Raw genomic sequence first — 25,060 nt, forward strand, 5'->3', positions numbered from 1 at the left:
GTTTCTTCCGTTATTCCCCTACTTATGCTCCGCTATGCACATTCAGTCGCACAGCGCTATGGAATGCGCTCACTACCCGTAGTCGTTTCGTTGCTGTAAGATTGTTTTCATATAAAATCGTTAGTTTAAGTTTCCTCAGTTACACCCGCTTCCGGAAATCCAATAGACGTGACCGTCCCGCGTGGCGGTGGCGTTTAGCAACAGGCAGAGCAAGTCCACCACTTCTTTTTCCGTCATCGACTCCAGCGTCGTGGAAATACGACATGCGCCCGACACCGTATCCTTTACCCGAATATCGACACCGTAGAAGCGGCTAACCGTTTGCAATACATCCTGAACGGGCTGATCCTCGAAAACAAGCTTACCTTGTCTCCAGCCGGTATAGCGATCGAAATCCGTAAAGGTCCACGACCCCAAAATATCCTTCGTCGCCATGGCGATTTGCCCGCGTGTCAATGTATCCGTGTTTTGCTGATACTGCACGGCTACCCGGCCGGTAACAACGGCTACTTCTGTCGGTTGACCGGTATAGTGCCGCACATTAAAAGAAGTGCCCAACACGGTTGTCGTCAGCTCACCAGCATGCACGATGAAGGGCTTCTTCGGATTGTGTGCTATTTCGAAAAAAGCTTCGCCTTCCAGGTATACTTCGCGGGTATCCCCTTTGAATGTTTGTGGGGCGCGGAATTTCGTGCCGGCATTTAACCATATATGCGAGCCGTCGGCCAGTATCACATCCGTGTGTTCGCCATGCGCCGTAACGTACTCGGCATAGTGCACTTCCGTGTCAAACGTCTTTTGGGTATACAGCACGACGCCGGCTACCGCTATCAGGAGCACTGCCGCAGCAACTTTCCAGTAGGAGGTCCACAACGGAACAGTTGTTCGCCTCGAAATACCATTCTTCATTTGAACAAGCTCGCGGTCGATGTCTGCCGGTGAGGCATCGTCTGGCACTTCTTGCGTATCATCAAAGGACTTGTACCACGCATGGTAAATCATGTGGCCTTCCGGCGAATTTTTGCCGGACAAAAAATCTTTCAGCTTCTTTCGTATACTTGACATGTAGCGTAAATGCCGTTATACCAGAAAGCCGTTTAACGCTGCGCGACGGGTAGGTCGTCACGATATTATCTTTATGTTATCGGAATGAAGTCAGGAAGACTTACTAGGGGAAGCTTATTCCAGGAATAACACGGCCGCGAGGATATATAAATCTTTCAGGCTGATGCGCAGCTCTTTGAGGGCGTGTGAGATATGATACTTGGCTGTGTCAGGTGAGATATTGAGCTTGTCGGCAATCTCCTGAATGGTATAATGTTCAAAACGGCTGAGCTTAAAAACTTCGCGACATTTGTCCGGCAACGCGTTGATGCTTTTATTCAGATGGTAGTCAAGCTCTTCGGCGTCCAGTTGCTCGCGGGTCATGTCGGTGACCCGGTCCTCAAAACGGGCAAGTTGTTGCAGGTAGCCATGCTTGACCTTTAAAGACCGGATGTGGTCCAGCACTTCGTACTTGACTGCGGTAAATAGATAAGACGCGACGCTCCGGGTTATAACAAGGCTGGCGCGTTTGTACCAAAGGTCTGTAAATACCTCCTGTACCAGCTCTTCCGCTACCGCGCGGGATTGTATACGATTGTACGCCGCGGCGATCAGCTTACTTCGAAAGCGTATGTAAAGACAATCGAATGCACCCTCCTGACCTTGCTTCAGCAAATCCAAAAGATTTTCGTCGGTCAATTCCCCGTAATCCTGATGAAGGGCCATACACTGATTTGGGAGGTAAGTTATGGCAGCAACGTATATAGGAGACTAACGGGCTGTTAACCTTTTGTTAATTACATCAAATCGCCTCGATCTGCATAATCCTTCGCTCGAATTCTTCATTTGGCACCAACGACTTGCTTTTTACCCGTGCCTTGTAGTTGTAGATCGTATTAATAGAGTAATCCAGGATCTTGGCAATCTTTTCCGTATCGTGAATGCCCATGCGGATCAAAGCAAAGATCCGTAGCTCGGTATTCAACAACTGACCTTCTTTCAGTACGATGCGATCTTCTTCTTTAAAGAAAGAATTGAACGTCGTCACAAAATCCGGGAAGAGCTTTAGGAAAATCTTATCAAAGCTGAAATATAGGTCCTCCCGTTCTTTCTTCAAATTGATATTGTTCACCACAAACCGGATGTCGTCGTACTTCTTCGCCATCAGTTTGTTATCAATCGCTTGTTTGAACGCTTCGATCTTTACGAGATACTCCGAGTTGATATTAAAATAGAACCCGATGTACTCTTCTTTGATCTTGTTCGCCTCCATCAGGTGGTTGTTAACTTCTTGTAAGAGTTTGTTTGACTCCTGGAGGCTTGCGTTTGCTTCTTTAATGCTCTTGTCCGCCTCCTGAATCTTTTTGAACTGTTTATAGATGATCACGGCAAAGACCACTGTAATAATCGAAAGCACCGTGATGACCAGGGCGTATGCAAACAATAATTTACGTTGACGATCTACCGTGTCCAGTTTGTTGCCTTCAATGATCGGGAAGATCGCCGCCACCTGAATCTTGCGGTGGCGTGCGCCGTAGAAGTTCGCATCGTCCATGGCGTGCTTTACGTATGCATAGGCGCGCACAACATCGCCATCTTTATATAGGAGCTCGGCCAGGTTGAGAATGGCCAGGGTTTCTTTTGTAGACGATCGGTTATCGGCCATCGAAGCACGGATCAACATAAGCTTGGCATCTTCGATACGGCCTTGCTGTTGGTAGATGTAGCCCAGCGTGCTGGCGGCGATGGCAAGGGAAGCGTCGGTGAGGGTAAAGGCGGAGAGCATCCGTTCGAGGTCGGCCGAAGCTGCCTGGAAGTTATTCATGCGCAGATGCTTCATGGAGCGCAAGTGGAGATACTCGCTGGAGCGGGTTCCGAGGTAGTGCAAGGCAGAGTCGACGTATTGGTTGCCGAGTTGTGTGTAGCGTTCAGTGAAGTATTGGTCGCGGTTGAAGTCCACCAGGTCGTAGTACGTACGGGCGAGGACAGAATACAGCTCGGTGCGAATGGTGTCGGGCAGCTGCCGCTCGTGTATGGCGTGCAGGGTGTCGAGCGCCTCGTTAAACATACCCGACGACAACAGGATAAATGCCAGTTTGATCCGGCCATAGGCAATGCGGGTGGGATCTTTTAGCCGGTAGGCCTCATGCTGCATGTTGCGGGCATACGTAAAGGCCGAATCGTAAATAAATGTTTTGTACTCATTATAAATACGATCGTATAAGAAAAAGAGGTTTTCCGGGCGGATGTGTCGTTTTTCGATCATGAGGGCGTCAATGCGGGCCTTCTTTTGCTGAATGTACCGGTCGCGGTCGGCCAGCACCTGGTCCAGGTCGTTTAACGCTTCCGAAACCGGCGTTTCCGCCTGCGTCACAGACATTCCGAATACCAAAAAAAGCAACAGCAACAGCCAGCGGATCATCTCCATTCGATCTTATAAGTCCAAGCCATTAAAATAATAATTTTATCGTTACCGATAACGATTTCTAGACGGTGCCAGGTATAATATATTAAAGTGTGAGTCGGAAAATGGGTTATCTGGCGCGAGTCTTAGCCCCGTCTCGGGGCGGAGACTCGTGTCTACCCCAGGGCCAGTCTTCAGACTGGCGTCGCGAACAGGTAAAGTATATAAATTATGCACCCGCTCACGATTGCAGACACAGTTTTTTAAACCACCCTATTCAAAATGTATACTAATCACGGAAAGCAGCCTGATTAATCCGGTACATAAAAATAATTTACACTTATTTACTTCAATACATTTTATATATACCGAACCAATCAGTATATTTCTTTTACAATACTTCACTGCATCTCTATAACGTTGCCGGTAGCGAACATTAGCTTTCACCGAAAGAGCGCGCGGGTAGTATTGCGAGGGGGAATTTGACTTTAATCTTACCGTATATGTTAACCGTACTGTCCTATGCTGTACTGGGTATATTCTTATACCTGAGCGTGTGCACTTTGTACTTCGTCGTCATTGCGATTGCCAATGGCGTACAGAAGGAGCCTGACTACACCGTTATTTCTTCCAAACGAAAGGTGGCTGTATTCATTCCCTGTTATAAAGAGGACACGATCATCCTGGACACCGCCCGGGCAGCGATCAGCCATCCCTACCCCAACGCCGACTTCGATGTCTTTGTAATTGCCGACTCCATGCGACCGGAAACCATCGAGCATCTGCGCGCCTTACCCGTACAGGTGATCGAGGTAAGCTTCGACGTGAGCTCGAAATCCAGGTCGCTCCGTGCGGCACTAAACTGCGTGGATGACGCGCATTACGATATCGCCTTTGTGCTGGACGCCGACAACATCATGTCGCCCGGCACGCTGGAGAAAGTAAATCATGCCTTTGCCCAGGGTGCACGCGCGGTGCAATGCCGGCGCATTGCCAAGAATCTGAACACGCCGGTGGCCTTGCTGGAGTGTATTAACGAGGAGCTGAACAACGTCATCTTCCGGCAGGGCCAGCGGTCACTGGGACTCTCCGCTACCTGTGCCGGGTCCGGCATGGCGTTCGAGTTCGGCCTGCTGAAAGCAATCTTCAACCAGGAGGCTATCCTGCACGACACCGGCGAAGACAAAGAGATCGACCTGCAATTGCTCAAAATGCACGTGCCGGTAGAGTACATTGCCGAGGCCTATATCTATGATGAAAAGGCCTCGGATGTGCAGACATTAAAAAAACAACGGCTGCGCTGGATAGAGGTTCACCTGCAACACATGGGCCGTTTCCTGGACCGCGACATGCTGGCATTGCCCATCGACCGCCACCTGCTGAACAAGATCATGCACTACCTGATCTTGCCCCGCTCCTTCTTTATAGCACTGATCCTGTTGGTCGTGGCCATGGGATTGGTAGACGCGGCCGTCGACTCGACCCTGTTGATCCCGGGCATTAAGTGGTGGACGGCTGTCATCGGCGCGTATGCCATTGCCACATTCTCTTTCGTGCCGGCCAGGTATATGACCAAAAACACGCTCATGTCCCTCTCTCGCCTGCCCGGTATTATCACCTCCATAGTCGTGAACATGTTCCGGGTGCGGCCGGGTCGGAAGGAGTTTCTGCACACAGAAAAGAAATTTATTCGTTCCCGAAGTCTATAGTGCTCTCTGGTGGTTAATCGTTTAGCAGACGGTTAACCACCTCTTATTGAGGAATGCGCTACCCAGGGTGCCCGATTTATCAGCGGGAGTGTTGTAGAAATTTGTCGCCAGAATGTAAATTGGCAATGGCACAGTTTTATTTCCCGTGCTTGCGACGTGGCAACAATGTATCAGCCTTGGAAGCTCAAAAAATACCTGGTCAAGCTGTTGAAGGTAATCGGATGGATCATACTTTCCATCGTGGTGCTGCTTATTGCCGTCGCCCTGCTGCTGCGCGTGCCTGCCGTGCAAAACCGGATCGTGCAAGCCGCCGTCGGTTTTCTGCATGATAAGATCGGCACCGAAGTCCGCCTGGACTATATCAGCCTGCAATTCCCCAAGAAGATTGTGCTGGAAGGATTCTATGTGGAAGACCAGCAACGCGACACCTTATTATACGCCGCCAAGCTCGGAGTCGATACCGACCTGTGGGGCCTTACCCAAAAGAAAATCGAGCTCAACCAGGTACAGCTCGACGGCATCGTTGCAAACATCCGGCGTACGCTGCCCGACAGCGCCTTTAACTTCGACTATATCATTGCCGCCTTTACTTCTCCCGATACCACCACGGTCGAAGAAACGGACACGACCGCCGCACCATGGATCTTTGCCGTGGAAGATGTAGCCCTCACCAACACCCGGACGACGTATGCCGACGCCGTGTCGGGCATAGACCTGGCGTTAAAAACCGCCTCATTGGAGGTAAGCATGGACGAGTTTGACCTGGAGCAGATGATCTTCCGGGCGGCCTCCATTGCAATCGAAGATACCCGGGGGCACTTTATCCAACATGAACGGATGCCGGCACCGGCGGTGGCCACGATCGCCGTTTCGGCCGACAGCTCCCAAAAGTCCGTTACGCTTGGAGTTGAATCGATCACCCTCAAGCGCATTCACGCCCGCTACGAAGACCTCCACGTCGGCCAGGCCCTGCAGGCCGACATCGCCGACGCAGCCGTGGCGGTAAACACCTTCGACCTCGACAATCAAATCATCCTGCTGGATGAATTTACGCTGCGCCAATCGTTCATCTCTTATCATCAGCTTACGATCGACTCATCGCGTTTGGCGCCTACGAATACCGCGCCCGTTGCCTCAACCGACACGATCCAGGCTAAATCCTGGCAGCTCGGCATTGAGAATCTTCAGCTCGCCAACAACATTCTTCAATACGATAACTTTAATCAACCACTGCAACCTCAGGGCGTAGACTTCAACCACTTCTGGCTAACACAATTCAACCTGGAGGGGGAAGACCTGACGATGAAAGGCGCGGCCATCTCGGGGACCATCGAAGCACTTTCCTTCCGCGACAAAAGTGGTTTTGCGTTGACGGGATTTGAAAGCCGCTTCGCTATGACAGACCACGCCGTCAGGGTCGAGGCCTTTCACCTGACCTCCCCGCGCACGAACATCAACCTGGAAGCCCAAGCCGCTTTTACTTCCTTTGAGACCCTCTCCACTACGTATCCCGATGCATCCCTGGAGGTCGCGCTTACAAACACTTCGATCGCGTTGGAGGACATCCGGTTTTTACTGCCTGCGGTGCTCGATAGCCTGCCCATCAATATCGATCCGCGCGCGATCATACGCACCGATTTGGTCTGCTCGGGCAAAGTAAAAGATTTGAACGTTCAACAGCTTACGATACGCGCCCTATCCAATACTATTCTTGTGGCCAACGGTACTGTCAGGGGCCTACCCGACGTGCAGCAAACACAGCTCGCATTAAAACTTACCAAACTGCATACCACACGAACCGATATAGAAACTGTGGTAGCCGACTCGGTGCTCCCGAAGTCCATCACGCTACCGGAATGGCTGGACCTGACCGGCAACTTCAGCGGACCACTCACGGCGCCTATAGCAAAAGCCACGCTCAAAACCGACCTAGGCTCACTCGACACCGACGTCAAGCTCAACCTTGACTCGATGGCCAAAGAGAACTACCGCGGCAGCATCAGCCTGAATAAATTCAACCTGGGCAAGCTGCTGCAGCAAGATTCCACGATGGGTATAATCGATCTGGACGCCAGTGCCCAGGGCCGTGGCTTGACGCTGGAAGACATCGATGCTGCGCTCAAGCTTACGATACACGAGTTCGAATATAGCGGCTATACCTATAAAGATTTTCGCCTGGATGGCACGTTGAGGAAATACTTTTTCTCCGGCACCGCTTTGCTGCACGATCCTAACCTGGACGTTACACTGAAAGGTGACCTGGACTACCAGGGCAACATACCACGTTATAAGCTCAACCTCGAGCTCAAGAATGCCGACCTCCAGGCCTTACACCTATCGCAGCGGCCGCTACGCACACGCGGCACACTGACGGTGGATGTGGCCACGGCCGATTTTAAAGTAATAAACGGCGATATCGGCATCCGCAAGTTTGCCGTTTTTAATGGCAGTAAACTCTATGCCGTCGACTCGCTATTGTTTGCCTCGATCGATCAAAAGGGTCAAAGTGAGATTACGCTTCGCTCGGATATAATTTCTGGAGATTTCAAGGGTACCATTAACCTGGTCAGCATGCCCGAAGTAGTAACACGCCACATCAATCAATACTTCTCGTTGCGTGATACAACCTATAAAAAACCTGTTGCACCGCAGGACTTTGAATTTTCGCTGGTGATCAAAAACACCGATCTGCTGACGGAGATCATCTTTCCCGAGTTGGAACCTTTTGTACCGGGTGAGATTGCCGGCGAGTTTGATAGTCGCAACGACAAGCTGGACCTACGGGTACACTTGTCAAAAATAAAATATAGTGGTTTGGCACTCGACTCCATCGGTCTGGTGGTCAAATCCAATAAACAATCCCTGGACTATACGTTCCGCCTTAAAAAAATCAGCATGGACACGCTGCGGGTGGAGGAGATCAAGCTGGCCGGCAACGTGCAGCACGACTCCATCCGTACACGGCTGATCATCCTCGATTCGCTACAAAAAGAAAAGTATCTCCTGGGAGGTGTTTTTAATAGTTTTGAGGATGCCTTCCAATTCCGGTTTTTGCCCGGGCAGGTCGTACTGAACTACCAGGACTGGAAGACGCCGATGTATAATACCTTGCGCTTCACAGGCGCCGGCGTTATGCCCAACAACTTTTACATTGCACATGGTGAGGAACGCATTCTGCTGGTAAAGCAAGATGACCGTGACTCGACGCTCTCCGTGGTGTTTAACCAGGTAGATCTCAGCAACATCACGAGCATTATTGAAGGCACAACGCCTATAGCAGGCGTCATTGATGGCGACGTGACGCTCAGCGCGGCAGCGGGTGGTTCTTTTAACTCCACCGCCTATATACACGATCTGAAAATTTTGGAACGTGGGTGGGGCGATCTGGCACTGCAACTGGGCAAGACCGCGAACGGTCCTTTCAACGTGGACTTGCGCATGGAGGGGGACGACATCGATGTAGTCGCGGCGGGATACTTCGTTTCAAACATACCGAAACCCGAAATACATTTCACAACAACACTCAACAAGCTCAACCTCTCATCGGTCGAGCCGTTTACGTTCGGACACGTCAAAAACTTAAAAGGGCAGCTCACCGGCGCAGTCAAGATCGATGGCGTATCGGCCGCGCCCAAGATCGACGGCGAGCTGCGTTTTCGCGAGGCAGAATTTATCCCTGCCATCGCCGGCAGTAAATTCTTGTTAAAGGATGAAGTGATCAGACTTACCGGCACGGGACTCACGCTAAACGACTTCACCATTCGCGACGTACAAAACAACACAGCACGTTTTGACGGTACGATAAAGACAGCCGGTTTCGCAGAATTCGACCTCAACCTGCGTGTGAACGCGCAGAATTTCCAGCTACTCAACACCAAAGCCACCGATAACGATCTCTTTTACGGCAACGTGCGCATCAACACCAAGGCCATTATCACCGGCACTTCCAACCTACCCAAAATTCAAGTGGAGGCCAGTCTGGCGAAGGACAGCGAGTTTACCTATGTCGTGCCGCAGTCTGAAAAGGGTGTGCTGGAACAAGAGGGCATTGTTAGGTTTGTAGACCGCGATGCCGTAAAAGATCCATTCTTAAAATCGCTCAAACTGGAGGACACCGTCAAGACTACCTTCCAGGGCATTGACCTGACGGCTAATATCGAGTTGGAAGATACGGAGACCTTCAGCATCGTGATCGACCCCGTTACAGGCGACAAGCTCAGTGTGAAGGGGAACGCAACGTTAACACTCGACATCAGTCCTTCTGGCGACATGCAGCTTTCGGGCCGGTACGAGGTAACGGAAGGCAGCTATAACCTTTCCTTCTATAAGCTTGTGAAGCGTGAGTTCAAAATTGAAAAAGGCAGCTATATCATGTGGACGGGCGATGTCATGGAGGCGGACCTGAACCTGCGGGCAATCTATGAAGTGGAGACGTCTCCGATCGATCTCGTGGCGGGGTCAGCGCCGAGTGGCGCTCAGCAGGATCTGCGATACCGACAACGACTTCCTTTCCTGGTATACCTCAACATCAAAGGCGATCTGCTGACGCCTGATATCAGCTTCGAGCTTGACATGCCGCAGGAAGATCAGGATGCCTTTAGCGGCGAAATCTATGCGCGCATTAAAGATATAAACACCCGTGAGTCCGACCTCAACAAACAGGTCTTCGCGTTACTGGTGTTAAAGCGTTTTATTTCTGAGAACCCGCTTGACACACAAGGCGGTTCAGACGTTTCCGCCTCTGCCCGTCGCAGTGTGAGCAAACTCCTCACCGAACAGCTCAATCGCCTCTCTGACAACGTCAAAGGCGTTCAACTGACGGTCGACTTAAAATCCTATGAGGATTATTCTTCCGGGCAGGCCCAGGGCCAAACGCAGCTACAGCTAGGTCTTTCCAAATCACTTTTCGACGAGCGCTTAGTGGTGAAAGTTTCAGGCAACGTTGACGTCGAGGGCCAGACGGCTAATCAAAACTCGGCAGCCGACTATATTGGTGACCTGGCGCTGGAATATAAACTGACAGCCGACGGCCGCCTGCGTGTGACAGGCTTCCGCAACAGCAACTATGATATGATTGACGGCGAGCTGATCGAAACCGGCGCCGGCTTTATCTATATAAAAGATTATGACGCCTTCCGCGAGCTCTTTAAATCAAATGCCACGGAAAATGAATAAGCGCCTTCTCACCGTCTGTCCGTGTGTATCGTCGGGATTGTATATCCCTTTTCTATTATTCTTTGCGATATTATTACCCGGTTGCACAGCCACCCGGTATCTCCCACCGGGCGAGACATTTTACAATGGTGCTGAGATAGACTTTCAAATGCCACAGGGTGCTGTTCGTCGGCGCGGTACGCTGGAAACGGAAATGCAGGAGTATATTGTACCCAAACCAAACGATAAGATTTTAGGCGCACGACCCTGGGTATGGCTTTATTATGTGGCCGGGACGCCAAAAAAGGAAAAAGGGCTTCGAAGCTTTCTAAAAAAGAAGATCGGCCAGGCGCCGGTGTTATTAAAAGACGCCACCCCCGACCGCACGGCCAATCTTCTGACGGGCTACTTAAATAACGAAGGCTACTTTGAGTCAAAGGTTGTACCCGAAATAAAAAAGGGTAAAACGCAAAGTACCGTTATCTATCACACCGAACTGCACAGGGCCTATCGGTTACGAACCATCACCTATCCGAAAGGTCGGGACAGCACCTATGCTGTCGTGCTGCGTACGTTGCGTGAGAAATCCATTCTTCGGCCCAACATCCGCTACGACTTGGAACGCCTGAAAGCTGAGCAGGAGCGCATTGAAGAAGAAGTGGAAAACGTAGGTTTCTTTTACTTTGACGACCGCTACCTGATCTTTGAAGCCGATAGTACCGTGGGTGAGAAAAAAGTAGATCTAACATTGCGTTTGGAAAAAGATATTCCCCCGCGCGCCCGTAAGATATATCGGCTGGATAAGATCAATGTCTTTCCCAACTATGTGCTTTCAACCGACACGCTGCCAAACACGAAGTCCGATACGACGATGGTGAACAATTACCAGTACATCGACAACAAACATGCTTTCCGTCCGCGCATTATTACCGACGTTATCAATCTGAAGAAAGGCGAGCTATACAGCCGCGAAGCGCGCGAGCTGTCGCTTAGCCACTTGATGGGCCTGGGCACTTTTAAGTTTGTAAATATTAAATTTACTGAGTCGCCGCGAACCGACTCGGCCATGCTGGACGCACAAATCCTCATGACACCGCTGAAGAAAAAATCACTGCGGGCGGAAATTCAGGCAACATCAAAATCCAACAACTTTGTGGGACCGGGCGTAGCCTTTACGTTCACAAACCGGAATTTCCTGCGCGGCGCTGAGTTGTTTCAACTTAAACTTACCTCGGCCTATGAGGTGCAAATCAGCAAGCAGGTGTCACAACCCGTCAACTCGCTGGAGTTGGGGCTGGAGTCCAGTCTGACGATACCGCGTTTTATTTCGCCGATTAAAATTGACTATAAATCCAGCCGCTATTTGCCAAAGACGGTAATCAAGGCTGCCGTCAATGTCCAGAACCGGGTTCTGTATTACCGGTTAACCTCGTTCAACGTAGCCTACGGGTATAACTGGCGGGAATCGTCCTCTAAAAGCCACGAGCTATATCCGGTCGATATTGCTTTTGTGCAAACGAAGAAGACTAAAGATTTCGAAGATATGCTGACGGGAAACACCGTACTCTCCAGTTCATTTGTCGATCAGTTCATCGTCGGCACACGCTACTCCTATACGCTCAATACGCAGCTTTCCCAGGAAGTCGCCCAGAAATACGAGCGCCGCAAATTTCGCGAGCACAACTTCTATTTTAATGGCAACATCGATGTAGCCGGCAATTTGCTCAATACAGTCCAGCGCACGTCCGGAATAAAACCTGGCCTGGAACAAGACGGCAGAAAGGTCCACACCTTATTTAACTCGCCCTACTCCCAATATGTGCGGGGTGATGTCGATTTTCGTTATTACTGGCAATGGGCACGGCACAGTAAGATAGCCACCCGTGCGGTCGCAGGTGTTGGCTATGCCTATGGCAATTCGCGAACCATGCCCTACATTAAACAATTTGCCATTGGTGGCTCGAACAGTATCCGGGCATTTCCCGCACGCTCGCTCGGCCCCGGCTCGTACGTGTTAGACCTCGACAAGGCGTTCTTTATCGACCAGCGCGGCGACATTAAACTGGAAGCAAACGCTGAGTATCGGTTTGATATCATCAAGTCTTTCAAAGGCGCGGTATTTGTCGATGCGGGTAACATTTGGTTGATGCGCCCGGATCCGGAAACACTGGAGAACGGAGAACCGAACACGGCTAAGCGCGTCGGCGGAGAATTCCAACGCAAATCCTTTATGAATGAAATTGCCGTCGGCACTGGTATAGGCTTCCGAATGGATTTCAGTTTTTTTGTACTACGACTGGATATAGCCTTCCCGCTCCGTAAGGCAATTCTGTACCCTGAAGAGAAAGGGGAAACCGCAGCGGTTGTGTCCGAGGAGCAAGCACGCCAGCGATGGAGATGGGTATTTGATGACATTGACTTCACCAAACCCGGTTGGCGAAGCGACAACCTCATCTTTAACATCGCGATCGGCTATCCGTTCTGATCAGGGCTTTTGCGCAACGTAGAATCGCGTACAATCAACTCGTGGCGCAGCACAATGGTGTTCAGGCTTGCGCCTTCCAGGCGGTCCAGGCGGCGGATCAACGTAGAGGCGGCCAGCTCCCCCATCTCCTCACCCGGATAATTCACTGTCGTGAGATTAGGCTCCACTACTTTTGATATCGGGTCGTTGTTAAAACCGGCTATGGCAATCTGTTCCGGTATTTTTATACCCGCTTGTTTTAAGGCCCGCAGACAACTTACCGCACAGGAGTCATTGGCGGAAAAGACGCCGTCGGGCAACGGTTTCATGGCAAGGATGGCACGCGCTGCTTCCGCACCCGCCTGGTCACTCAGATTGCCTGCGAGCACCATGCTTTCGTCAAAGGCCAGGTTGTTATCGCGCAGGGCCTGCTGGTAACCGCGCAGCCTGTCGGCATACACTGCTCCCTTCGATTGGGCGGTGAGGTGTACAATACGCGTGCTACCCTGGCGGATCAGGTGCGTGGTGACTTCGTAGGCTGCCTTGTAATTATCGATCACAAGGCTGGTACACTGCGGATGGTCGAGCACGCGATCAAAAAAGATGAGCGGTATATTTTTATCGAGAAACAAACTGAAATGCGAGAGACTTTCGCTGTCATACGCCACGGATACAAGCAGGCCATCGACACGGCTGTTGTATAACGTGCGCACGTTGGTCTCTTCCTTTTTCACCGACTCGGCCGACTGGCTGATGATCAGGTTATACCCCGCGGCATTGGCTACCTTCTCCATGCCCGCAATGACAAATGACATGAAGTAGCTATTCAAACGCGGCACAATCACACCAATCGTATTGGTGCGGGAGCGGCGCAGGTTACTCGCAAACATGTTTTGTTGGTAGCCCATCTCACGCGCCTTGTCGAGAATACGCTTACGTGTATCCTTGCGAATGGCGGGGTGGTCTTTCAGGCCACGGCTGATGGTGGCCGGCGAAAGGCTCAGCGCCTCGGCGATGTCGTATATCGTGACTTCTTTATGGGTTCCGCTCATGGGTAATGTCGTACTGCGTAGTTAACGAGAAGTCACGAGGGAAAAAAGGCCGGAAGATGAACTTGACCTGAAAAGCCAAAAAAGCCTCCTGAGTGCACTTCGGGGGGCATTTTTTGTTAAATCGGTTTCATACCAAAAAATGTCCTTTGGAGCTTCAATGGGCCTTTCATAAAATAATTTTATGCAATCGGTTGCATTATCTTCTGCAATCCTGGAAATTCGTTTCCATGAGGTCTACTCGTTCTCTTCTTTATCAGGGTCTTACCCTGTTTTGCGTGATCCTGAGCGTTCCGTTAGCAGCACAAGACGACTATGTTCGATCGGAAAGTACACCGGGTGGCTTTCCCTTGTTTGCTGGAGGAACCGTCGCACCACTCTATATCAGTGACGCCGATCACGCCGGCGTATTGCTGGCGGGCGATGCATTAGTCCAGGATCTATACCGGGTAACAAGCATCCGGCCCTCGTTGACAACCACCGCCGCCCCAATCGGGAAGCATGTTGTCGTCGCCGGCACGATCGGAAAAAGCCCATGGATCGATGACCTGGTGCAACGTGGTAAACTTAATGTTACTGGCATCGCCGGGCAATGGGAGTCGTTTATCGTAACGGTGGTCGAGAAACCTTTCCACGGTATAGATCAGGCGTTGGTGATTGCCGGGAGCGACAAACGCGGTACGATTTTCGGCATTTACGACCTCTCCAAACAGATGGGTGTATCACCCTGGTATTGGTGGGCCGATGTGCCCGTGGTAAAACGCCCTGCGCTTTACATCGCACCCGGCAGGCATATACAAGGGCCGCCGGCCGTACAATACCGCGGTATATTTCTGAACGACGAAGAGCCCGCGCTGGGCCGCTGGGCCGTGGAAAAATATGGTGGCTTTACACATGCCTTCTACGAGCGCCTCTTTGAATTGATCCTGCGCATGAAGGGCAACTACCTGTGGCCCGCCATGTGGTGGGCCAGCTTTAATAGCGACGATCCGCTCAATCCCATGCTCGCCGATCGCTACGGCATTGTGATGGGCACGACCCACCACGAGCCCATGATGCGAGCCCATGCCGAATGGAAGAAAGGTGGCCAGGGCCCGTGGAATTACGAAACGAACGCTCCCACCCTCCGGCAATTCTGGACCGACGGCATCACGCGCATGGGGGCGCGCGAAAGCATCGTGTCCATGGGCATGCGCGGTGACGGCGACATGGCCATGAGCGCGTCCACCAACATCGCCCTGCTGGAAAAGATCGTACGCGACCAGCGGCACATCATACAAACCGTAACGGGCAAGGATGCAGCCCAAACACCCCAACTGTGGGCGCTCTACAAAGAAGTACAAGACTATTACGACAAGGGTATGCGTGTACCCGACGACATCACGCTCTTGCTATGCGACGACAACTGGGGGAATCTGCGTAAGCTGCCCCCCGTGGGGGACAGCCTGCGTACCGGCGGCTATGGCATCTATTATCACTTCGATTACGTCGGCGGCCCACGCAATTACAAGTGGCTTAATACCAACCAGCTCGAACGCACCTGGGAGCAAATGCACCTGGCCTATCGCTACGGTGCCACCAGGCTATGGATCGTAAACGTCGGCGATCTGAAACCAATGGAGCTTCCCACGGAGTTCTTCCTCGACTACGCGTGGAATCCTGAAGCCTGGAATAACACTACCCTGAGCGACTACACCCGCCAATGGGCAGCCCACCAATTTGGCTCAACCTACGCCCCGGAAATTGCCAGCTTACTGGATACCTACACGAAATACAACGCCCGCCGCAAACCCGAGCTCCTTTCACCCCAAACGTACAGCCTGATAAACTATCGGGAGGCCGAACGCATCGAGGCAGACTATAGCGCACTTACCCAGCGCGCCAAAGCACTTGCCAGGCAACTACCCGCTACGCACCAGGATGCGTATTATCAACTCGTGCTCCATCCCATACAGGCGAGCTCCATTCTACATGCGCTACACATTACCACGGCCCGCAATCATCGCTACGCGGCACAAGGTCGCGCCGCCACCAACGCCCTGGCAGACCGCGTGAAGACATTATTCGCGGACGACTCTGCTTGTTCATATTACTACAATCGTGTACTCGCCGGTGGCAAATGGAATCACATGATGGACCAGACACACATCAGCTATACCTACTGGCAACAACCCGAGCGCGACGTGCTGCCCTTCTTAAAACGCATCACCTTGCCGCCGAACGCAGCACTCGGCATGGCCATAGAAGGCGATTCGGCCTGGTGGCCCCAGGAAAAACGCCAGGCTGTGTTACCCGTATTTGATTCGTACCAACAACCAGCCTACGCCATCGACATCTTTAACCGCGGCGGCGCGCCGTTTGACTATACCGTCGAACCCGGCGCGAAATATATCCGGGTGTCGGAACCACACGGCACGATTGAGCAAGAAAAACGCATTTGGATCAGCGTCGACTGGCAACACGCGCCGAAAGGCCTACACCGCATTCCGATTACCATTAAAGGAACGGAGCAGACCGCGGTAGTCGTGCAAGCCATCGTACAAAAACAATCCCTGCCCAAAGGCGAGACCGCCGAAGGCTTTGTCGAGAGCCAGGGGTATATCTCAATGGAAGCCGCGCACTTCACCCGCGCGGTAGCAGCGGGCAACGCTATACACTGGCAGGTCGTCAACAATCTCGGCCGAACCGATGCCGGCGTCATCACACTGCCAGTCACAGCATCGGCATCCATCCCCACCCAACCCGATGCGCCCTATCTGGAATATACCTTTCACACCACCCAGCGCGGCGCCGTAACGGTATCGACGTACTTCTCTCCGACCCTCAACTTTCACAACACCAACGGTCTTCACTACGCAGTATCCATTGACGATGCCCCTCCGCAACTCATCAACCTGCATACGAATTTCACACAAGCCGCGTGGGAACAAGCCGTACGCGATAACATCCTGATCCGCACCTCCACCCACACGCTCACCCCCGGTCAGCACGTATTGAAGTTCTGGCGTGTCGATGCAGGCGTGGTCCTACAAAAGATTGTCATCGGCAACAATGTACCCAGCTCATATCTCGGTCCACCCGAGAGCTTTCGTTTTCCCAATGTCACCAACAAGTAACTCGAATCGTTATGACTATACCATCCACATTCCTACCCCTTGCGCTTTTAGCCGGTAGTTTATCCTTTGCACACGCGCAGACGCCGCCAACCGATGACAGCGGCTTGAAAGATCACTTCCGCGATTATTATCCTATCGGGGTGGCAGTGTCGCCCCGCAGCCTGCAAGGTCCCGAGGCTGCGATGATCCTGAAACATTTCAACAGCCTCACGCCGGAGAATGCAATGAAGATGGGACCGATCCATCCCGAGGAGAACCGATATGATTGGGAAGGAGCCGACGCCATCGTGCGCTTTGCACAGGAACATGGATTGAAAGTGCGGGGCCATGCACTTTGCTGGCACGAACAAACTCCATCGTGGCTCTTCACCGGCACCGATGGCAAGACGGTAACACGCGAAGTATTGTTGCAACGCTTGCGCGAGCATATCACCACCGTAGTAAGTCGGTACCGCGGCAAAGTCTATGCCTGGGACGTAGTAAACGAAGCCATCGCTGACGACAGTACCAGGTTCCTGCGCGAGTCTCCCTGGTACACTCTCTGCGGTGAAGACTTTATTGCCAAAGCTTTCGAATATGCCCACGCGGCCGACCCCCATGCGTTACTCTTTTACAACGACTACAACACCGAGCGGCCCGAGAAGCGAGAACGTGTATACCGCCTGCTCAAAAAATTAAAAGATTCCGGTGTACCCATCCACGGTGTAGGATTGCAAGGGCATTGGTCTATCTTCGAGCCGTCTGAAAAAGAGCTGCTCACTGCGCTCGACCGATTCTCGTCACTTAAGCTGGCCATCCAGTTTACCGAGGTGGATGTATCCATTTACCGGTGGGAGAAATTCCCACGGGCGCGTCGCGCCGACGAGTCGGATGCGTTCACGCCGGCACTGGAGGCGCAGCAACGGCAACAATACACCCGCGTGTTTAACATTTTTCGGCAGTATAAAAACGTCATCACCGGCGTCACCTTCTGGAATGTATCCGACCGGCACACCTGGCTGGACGAATACCCGGTGAAAGGACGCAAGAACTATCCACTATTATTTAATCAACAATTGCAACCCAAGAACGTGTACTACGACGTGATCGGTACCGTGGCACGGTAAGAACAATTCACGAATAACAATTACCTTTATACGCATGATGCTCGAACAAACAATGCGCTGGTATGGTCCGAAGGATCCTGTCAGCCTGGCCGACATACGCCAGTCCGGTTGTACCGGGGTGGTAACGGCATTGCACCACATTCCCGTAGGCGACGTATGGACTGTCGCCGAGATTGAAAAACGCAAGGACGAGATCAAACAAGCCGGCATGACCTGGACGGTTATTGAAAGCCTGCCGGTACACGAGGACATTAAACGCCAGACCGGTCCGTATCAACAATACATCGGGCAATACAAAGAAAGCCTGCAGAACGTCGGCCGCTGCGGCCTGCGTGTTGTGACGTATAACTTTATGCCCGTGCTCGATTGGATGCGTACGGACATTGCCTACCCCATGCCCGACGGCAGCAAAGCCCTGTACTTCGAGCGTGCAGCCTTTATTGCCTTTGACCTATTCCTCCTCAAGCGTCCCGGGGCGGAGAAAGATTATACCGATGCCGAGCGTGCAACCGCTCTTCAGCGTTTTGAAAGCATGACCGAAGCGGAGCGTGAAAAACTTTTCCACAACGCCACGCTTGGACTACCCGGCAGCGACGATCCGTTTACCGCACCGGAGATCCTGGCGGCCCTTGAAAAATACAAAGGAATCGATGCGACCAGGCTTCGCGGGCACCTCATTCATTTCCTGAAAGAAGTGACACCGACCGCCGAGCGCGCAGGGGTACAGTTGGCCATACACCCCGACGACCCGCCGTATCCCATTTTAGGCCTGCCGCGGATCATGAGTACCGAGCAAGACGCTGCGACATTATTAGCGGCTGTCCCCTCGTCTGCCAACGGCTTGTGTTTCTGCACAGGGTCGTACGGCGCCCGCGCCGACAACGATCTGCCAGGCATGGTGCGCCGCCTGGGCGACCGTATTCACTTCCTGCACCTGCGCAGCACACAACGCGACTATAAAGGCGACTTCTACGAAGCCAACCACCTGGAAGGCGACGCCAACATGCCCGAAGTCATGCGTGAGATCGTATGGCTGCAACAACGCCGCGGCGTATCGCTACCGATGCGTCCCGATCACGGCCACCAAATGCTGGACGACCTGAAGAAAAAAACATATCCCGGCTACTCAGCCATCGGCCGCCTACGGGGCCTGGCCGAGCTGCGCGGCCTGGAAGCAGGCCTCCGGCTCCTTATTTACAAGTGACCCCTTTATTATTTCCATGAGCATTACCATTCAGAACACACACCTCACCGTCAGCATCCACGAGAAAGGCGCCGAATTATACAGCATTCGCCATCGCCAGCACGACCTGGAATATATGTGGAGCGGCGACCCGGCCTTTTGGGGCAAAACGTCACCCGTGCTATTTCCGATTGTCGGAACGTTAAAAAACAACACTTATTACTATAACGATAAAGCCTATACGCTCTCGCGCCACGGCTTTGCCCGGGACCATGTCTTTGAGGTGGAAGAACAAACCAGCGACAGCGCCGTATTCTTGCTGCGCAGCCAGGAGGAAATGCTCACCCGTTACCCGTTTCCGTTCGAGCTGCGCATACGGTATGTGTTAATGGAAGATGCCTTGCAGGTAGCCTATACGGTAACCAATACGGGCCCGGCCATGATGTATTTTTCCCTGGGTGCCCACCCGGCCTTCCGGGTACCGATGATGGCAGGCACGCAGTACGAGGATCATTACCTTGCGTTTACATTGACGGAAGATGCCCCCCACTGGCCCATCAGCACACAGGGCTTACTGGAAACCACACCACAGCCATTCCTGCAAAAGACAAATCGTATTACACTGCAGCATAAACTGTTTGAAAACGATGCTATTGTATTGAAAGACTTGCGGTCGGATGTCATCTCATTACGATCTGACAAACATGCACATGGGTTGGATTTTACCTATACCGAATTTCCCTACATGGGGCTTTGGGCTGCGCCCGGCGCAGACTTTGTCTGCATCGAGCCATGGTGCGGCATTGCCGACAGCGTAGACCACAACCAACAGCTCACCGTCAAGGAAGGCATCGAGCAACTCGAAGCCGGCGGGCAGTGGTCACGCCGTTGGACGGCACGCTTTTATTGAGCGGCCGGTTGCCGGTTGCCAGCCAATAACATCAACTCATGCTCCACACGTTCACGGTCCTTCCAGAAGTTGCGACTATAGACCGTCTTATAGCTCCAGTTTTTCTGTTGTAACAGCGCCGGTGTATAAACGTGTGCATCTTTCGCCGACAGGCTCTGCTGATACCGCACGTCGTCTGTCAGCACGATACCGGTATATTGATCCTGCTGGCGGATGCTGACATCCGAGAAGGGTAAAGCATTCGTCTGGAAAGCGATGTCAGTCAGGCGCTCGGCGCTCCACTGGCGCAGCCGATCTTTGAGATACCACGGGCTGGCCTCTTCCGGTACCGGGTAAAGGTTCTGCGGCACAAAGCGACGCTGATCCACCTCGCGGGCAAATGCCAGGTATTGTTGCAGCAATCTGGGGCCTTCGTTCTTGACCTCCTCCGTCTTGAGCTGCTCCGGCCAAATGCTGGTTACCAGTATGATTCGCTCGCGTGCGCGCGTTACCGCCACGTTCAGTCGGTTCTCGCCGCCGGCTTGCGTCAGGCTACCAAACTGCATCATCATCTTGCCTTTCTTATCCGGCGCATAGCCCACCGAGAAAATAATAATGTCTTTCTCGTCGCCTTGCACGTTCTCGATGTTCTTTACAAACACCGATGCCGGCATTGCCCGGCCTTCCCGTTGCAGGGCAGCTTCCAGCACGTCGAGGATCAACGTTTGCTGCGGCGCGTTAAACGTCACCACACCAATCTCTTTGTTGGCCTGTTGCTGCAGCAGCGCCATGACCTGTTCCACCACGGCGTCGGCCTCCACGGGGTTTACCTGGTTCTCCCACACGCCGTCTACTTTTACATACGCAATAGCGGGCTGGTTGCGATTGATATAGTTTCTATCGGGTAAGAGCTGCAGACGGTTGCCGTAAAAATGACGGTTAGAGAAGTCGATCAGCTCCAACGAACGGCTGCGGTAATGGCCCTGCAAGTGTACGGTGCGCATGTAACGTCCGGCCAATTCCAACACAGAGTCTACTTCCAGGTCGGGCGTCTCGCGGTCGTCTTCCCAACGCACCTGGTAGAGCTCGTTGGGGCGTAGCTGCTGCTCATCGCCGGCTACGACTATTTGCTTACCACGGTACATCGCCGGAATGCTGCGCTCGGCAAAACATTGCGACGCTTCGTCAAAGATCACCACGTCAAACAGTTCCTGCATGGGGAAGATGGCGGACACCGACTCGGGTGAAGCCATCCAACAGGGTATCAATTGAAACAGCTCATCCTCGTAGGTAGAGATCACCTTCCGCATGGGCCAGATCTTTTTCTTTTTGGTGACCTGGTGGTGCAGATCGCGATACGTCACGCGGTTGTTCAACCGGTTGGTAACAATACCTTCGTATACCCGCTCGCGCGCACGTACCACCAAGATCTGCTCACTCAGCTTCTGTTTCTCAGCAACCAGGGCTTGTAGCTCCGTCTCCAGCTGGTACATCTGCAACGACGACACGCTGCGCAGCACCGGGAATTTCGTTTCAATGTGATCGACCCAGGCCAGGCCCAGGCTATTGCGGAAGAGCGCTTCCAAACGCGGGGCGTCCCACGCCTGGGTGGCTTCAAACAGTTTATTAATTACCTCACGCTCGTGCGATGCCAATTCATTCTTGAGCTTATCGTAGTCGCAGAGGTTATCAAAGTCGTTGCGCAGCGCGGTGGTCATCGGCGCCGCGAAAGAGGGGTCGAGGACCAGCTGTCGCAGCTGGTAGGGCGAAAGGTATTCCAGCCAGGCGGCACGCTTCTTCGGCACATCGCTTACCACCCGCAGCAGTTGCCGCATCAGGTCAACAAACTCCGCACGGGTATACTTGTGTACGTTCACCACCTCGCGCAACTCGCGCAAGCTATTAAAGACCAGCTTGGCGCGGATGGCCAGTTTCTTTTTCTCAAACCATTTCTTGAGGGCAGCACGGTCGTACCCCACCGGCAGATTGATCAGCCACGTTTTGGCTTTCAGCGACGTTAAGTGATGCTCCAGGTTCAGGCGGCTATCGACGCGTTTCTCCAGCACGTTCAACCCCGTCGCATTATAGGCCAGGCCATTGGCTACCAGCACCCGTTTTACCAGGAACTTGTTTTCCGAAAAAAGCTCCCAACGCGCCAGTCGTATCAGGTTGCCACGGGCATCCATGCGCTGTTGCAATGCTTCCTGGAAGATGCCCAACTGATCGCTGGCCACCGTCGTCTCGGGAGCTTCGTCGTGGTAGCAGTTCATACTCACACGCTCCATGTTCGACAGCCATAACATGCTGGTCTCGTCGTCGCTCTCCGGCATCATGGACTGGAAGTACTGGTACACTTCATCGTCTTTCAGCACGGTAATCATACCCATGATATCGTCTTCGCGCACGCGCAGCGACGCGCAGTCCTCGAGGTTCATGGCGATGCCCAGCAAGCGGTACAGCTCTTGCGAGAGTTGTTTCTGGTAGGCGACCACGTCGTAGACGGTTTGCTCAATCGTCCGCTCGTCGCCGGGTCTGTAGCCCGCAAACGACTTGCGCTCACGCCACAGGTAATCGTCGCCTTCAAACCACGCGGCATAGTTTGCATAAAGCTTCAGCTTGCGCACAAAGACATCGAGGTCTTCAAAGCGGAAGTTTGGATACTCCCGTCGCAGGGTGACGGACGGCGCATGCGGGTCGGACAACAAATACAGCGACTTCACCGAAAGGCCGCACTCGGTGTCGCTAAACAAGGCCGCTTTAAAGTCGTCCAACTCCTCCGTAATCTGGTCGATGCGGCGGCTGGCCTGATAAAACCGACGCTCCTGCTGAATTACATCGACGCCCCGGTTTAACGTTTTATAGGTATCGATGTGATCGATCTGACGTGCAACCTTCGAATATAATTCCTGGCGATCGTTGCGGAAGTCGTGAATCAACCCGAGGAAGTCGCCAAGCTCCGCATCCGCCATGCGCTTATAGACCACATCCAACGCCGCCCGCTTCTGACAGACCAGCAAGGCACGTTTGCCCGCGGCCATGGCATCGGCCAGCAGGTTGCAGATCATCTGCGACTTGCCCGTACCCGGTGGGCCCTGTACCACAATCGAGCGGCCATGCTTCACGGCTTTGATCGCCGCCTCCTGGTACGCATCGAGCACAAAGGGCGTGTACAAATTCTCTTCGCGTACACGCGGCGCTTCCGCCTCTGACGACTTGCCGGCAAAGAAATCTTCCAGGTCGTCAATGCTGTCCTTCTCCAACAGGGTAAGATAGTCGGGCACAAGCTGTGATCCAGCTTGTGGAAATATACCCAGCACCGCTTCAGGATATAATTTGAGCTCGCCGTTGCCGTGCGTCGCTTCGAATTCGTCTTTTTTAAATTCCTGGAACGTGACCAGTTCGTCGCGGAAGTTATCGGAGTTAAAATTGAGCTCGATCTTGTCGCGCAGCAACTGGTATAACTGCGTGCGGAACACCGTACTGTCGGTATCAAAATCGTCGAATGTCGCCTCGGTCAGGTTCTCGTCGAGGGTTACTTTATTATAGTAGGCATACGCCAGCAGGAAAGACTTGTTAAAGGTTATACCGGCATCGGCACGGGGCTCTAATACCCAGTGTGCACCTTGTTGCACGATGGATACCGGGAAGTATAACAAGGGACAGCGTACATTCGTACCGTCGGAAAATTTACCATGCACAAAAGGCCATCCGACGTGCAGATCGTTCGAGCCCCGCTCTTCGTATAAGAACTGGTCGATGCGCTGCAGCTTCTTAAGCTTTTTACTGGCCTCGTTGTTCACCTCCATCCGGCTGTCGAGCACCTGGGCGATCTTACGGCCACGTCCGCTCATGAGCGAACGGATGATCTCGAACGAGCGGTCGCCGGCCAGGAAGCTCAGGGTATGAAGGTCCATCAACTGCTCGGCATGCAGCCGCAGGAGCAATAATGAACGGCTATTTCCCGACAGGTTGGTAAGCCTGCGTAAGTAGGTTTGAAGAATATGCTTCGTGTTCTCTGGCATGTGTCGTGTTATCGGGGCTACCCCCTGCGCTGTAAGCTATAAGTAACTAGATACTATCTTTATCGTTCCGCGTCCGGTGCCGGGTGATGGTATAGTTGGAACTCCAAATATGGCGCGATTTTCTGAATGGTGTTGGTATCAAGGGCCTGTATCTTAGCAAGATCTGAAAGGGCCGAGAGTTCTCCATGCTGAAATCGATAAGCCACAAGGGCGTGGGCGGCAGACTTCGATAAATACGGATGAGCGGCGAGCTCGCGTTCGCCGGCTGTTGATATCGATCCGCCGCGGCCGGAAATTCTCTGACACAAACGATGCCTGCACCAGGCGTCCCGCAACAGCTGAATCGAGGGTATAAATTTCCCCAACTTGCGTAATAGACACGAAGCCGCCCAATTTTTCACGGTATGCCACAATCCGCAGCGCCCGCTTGTCGCCAATACCAAAGATCTTTTTCAACTGTGCCGTATCCGCCAGGTTCAGGTCGAAAGGCTCCGGCTTCCGGGTCGCTACGGACGGGTACGGTTGCCAGGTCTTCCGCAGTGGCGCGCGTTCGATCGGAAGCTGGATGAAGGGTTCCAGTTGCCGGTACAATGCCGTATCCATCCCGTAGATCCGCAACAAATCTTTGCGGCTGCGAAAGACTCCTCCCGCCTCGCGATACCGTACCATGCGCTTTGCCAGCTGCGGTGAAAATCCGATGCTTTGCAGTTCTTGTGTTGAAAGTTTGTTGGGATCAAAACGAAACGGTCGTCCCTTTATTTCAAAGGCTGCCCGGGCGGCCGTCGCATCAGTATCGACTCCCACCCCGTCCCAGCAAGCCAGCAAGCTATCAAGAACGTGCACGGCATCAGGATCTTCCATAGCCGGATGGGATGGTGAATACAGCACCCCCGAAAACACAAACCCCAATGTCCCTGCGG

Annotated in this window: 13 protein-coding genes and 1 pseudogene; 7 read left to right on the forward strand and 7 right to left on the reverse strand. The window is 52.8% G+C overall.

From position 1 onward, the window contains the following. Positions 1-135: 135 nt before the first annotated feature. From KK062_RS24145 to susR, 3 genes are all read right to left on the reverse strand, one after another. Complete coding sequence (locus KK062_RS24145) at positions 136-1,065, reverse strand: FecR family protein (RefSeq protein WP_254086939.1); 930 nt, start codon at positions 1,063-1,065, stop codon at positions 136-138. A 114-nt stretch (positions 1,066-1,179) separates the two neighbouring features. Then, positions 1,180-1,770, reverse strand: a complete 591-nt coding sequence (locus KK062_RS24150) for an RNA polymerase sigma-70 factor (RefSeq protein ID WP_254086940.1) — start codon at positions 1,768-1,770, stop codon at positions 1,180-1,182. Positions 1,771-1,846: 76 nt separating this feature from the next. Continuing rightward, the gene (susR, locus tag KK062_RS24155; RefSeq protein WP_254086941.1) at positions 1,847-3,472 is read right to left on the reverse strand and encodes a SusR family glycan utilization regulator; all 1,626 of its coding nucleotides are present in this window, start codon (positions 3,470-3,472) and stop codon (positions 1,847-1,849) included. A gap of 479 nt (positions 3,473-3,951) precedes the next feature. Between susR and KK062_RS24160 the strand changes: the two genes are divergently transcribed. The 3 genes from KK062_RS24160 (at position 3,952) to tamL (ending at position 12,796) form a co-directional block, all read left to right on the forward strand. Next, a complete protein-coding gene (locus tag KK062_RS24160) occupies positions 3,952-5,157 on the forward strand; it encodes a glycosyltransferase family 2 protein (protein WP_254086942.1) in 1,206 nt (401 codons plus the stop codon). Positions 5,158-5,322: 165 nt separating this feature from the next. After that, positions 5,323-10,332 (forward strand): translocation/assembly module TamB domain-containing protein, encoded by a 5,010-nt coding sequence (locus KK062_RS24165; RefSeq protein ID WP_254086951.1) that lies wholly within the window; start codon positions 5,323-5,325, stop codon positions 10,330-10,332. After that, positions 10,325-12,796, forward strand: coding sequence for a translocation and assembly module lipoprotein TamL (gene tamL, locus KK062_RS24170; protein ID WP_254086943.1), 2,472 nt, complete (start codon positions 10,325-10,327; stop codon positions 12,794-12,796). The genes KK062_RS24165 and tamL overlap by 8 nt, the downstream gene beginning before the upstream one ends. Here the strand turns inward: tamL and KK062_RS24175 are convergent. Then, positions 12,784-13,827 (reverse strand): LacI family DNA-binding transcriptional regulator, encoded by a 1,044-nt coding sequence (locus KK062_RS24175; RefSeq protein ID WP_254086944.1) that lies wholly within the window; start codon positions 13,825-13,827, stop codon positions 12,784-12,786. The two genes, tamL and KK062_RS24175, sit on opposite strands and share 13 nt — an antisense overlap. A 227-nt stretch (positions 13,828-14,054) precedes the next feature. Between KK062_RS24175 and KK062_RS24180 the strand changes: the two genes are divergently transcribed. Genes KK062_RS24180 through KK062_RS24195 form a run of 4 tightly spaced genes read left to right on the forward strand, consistent with a single transcriptional unit; the run spans position 14,055 to position 20,139 of the window. Next, positions 14,055-16,940: a glycosyl hydrolase 115 family protein gene (locus KK062_RS24180; protein ID WP_254086945.1), complete on the forward strand. Its 2,886-nt coding sequence runs from the start codon at positions 14,055-14,057 to the stop codon at positions 16,938-16,940. Between the two features lie 11 nt (positions 16,941-16,951). Continuing rightward, positions 16,952-18,046, forward strand: coding sequence for an endo-1,4-beta-xylanase (locus tag KK062_RS24185; protein ID WP_254086946.1), 1,095 nt, complete (start codon positions 16,952-16,954; stop codon positions 18,044-18,046). A gap of 34 nt (positions 18,047-18,080) precedes the next feature. Continuing rightward, entirely contained in the window at positions 18,081-19,250 is a 1,170-nt protein-coding gene (gene uxuA, locus KK062_RS24190; protein ID WP_254086947.1) for a mannonate dehydratase, read from the forward strand. Positions 19,251-19,266: 16 nt separating this feature from the next. Continuing rightward, positions 19,267-20,139, forward strand: a complete 873-nt coding sequence (locus KK062_RS24195; protein WP_254086948.1) for an aldose 1-epimerase family protein — start codon at positions 19,267-19,269, stop codon at positions 20,137-20,139. Here the strand turns inward: KK062_RS24195 and KK062_RS24200 are convergent. From KK062_RS24200 to KK062_RS31115, 3 genes and pseudogenes are all read right to left on the reverse strand, one after another. Beyond that, a complete protein-coding gene (locus KK062_RS24200; RefSeq protein ID WP_254086949.1) occupies positions 20,133-24,140 on the reverse strand; it encodes an AAA domain-containing protein in 4,008 nt (1,335 codons plus the stop codon). The two genes, KK062_RS24195 and KK062_RS24200, sit on opposite strands and share 7 nt — an antisense overlap. 59 nt (positions 24,141-24,199) lie before the next feature. Beyond that, on the reverse strand, positions 24,200-24,541 hold the full coding sequence (locus KK062_RS31110) for a helix-hairpin-helix domain-containing protein (protein ID WP_369075185.1): 342 nt from the start codon (positions 24,539-24,541) through the stop codon (positions 24,200-24,202). Then, a pseudogene (locus tag KK062_RS31115) lies at positions 24,537-25,001 on the reverse strand (ComEA family DNA-binding protein); the annotation flags it as partial. The pseudogene KK062_RS31115 and the gene KK062_RS31110, both read right to left, overlap by 5 nt. Positions 25,002-25,060 lie beyond the last annotated feature (59 nt).

The sequence above is a fragment of the Dawidia cretensis genome (assembly GCF_018598175.1).
Lineage (GTDB): Bacteria > Bacteroidota > Bacteroidia > Cytophagales > Cyclobacteriaceae > Ohtaekwangia > Ohtaekwangia cretensis.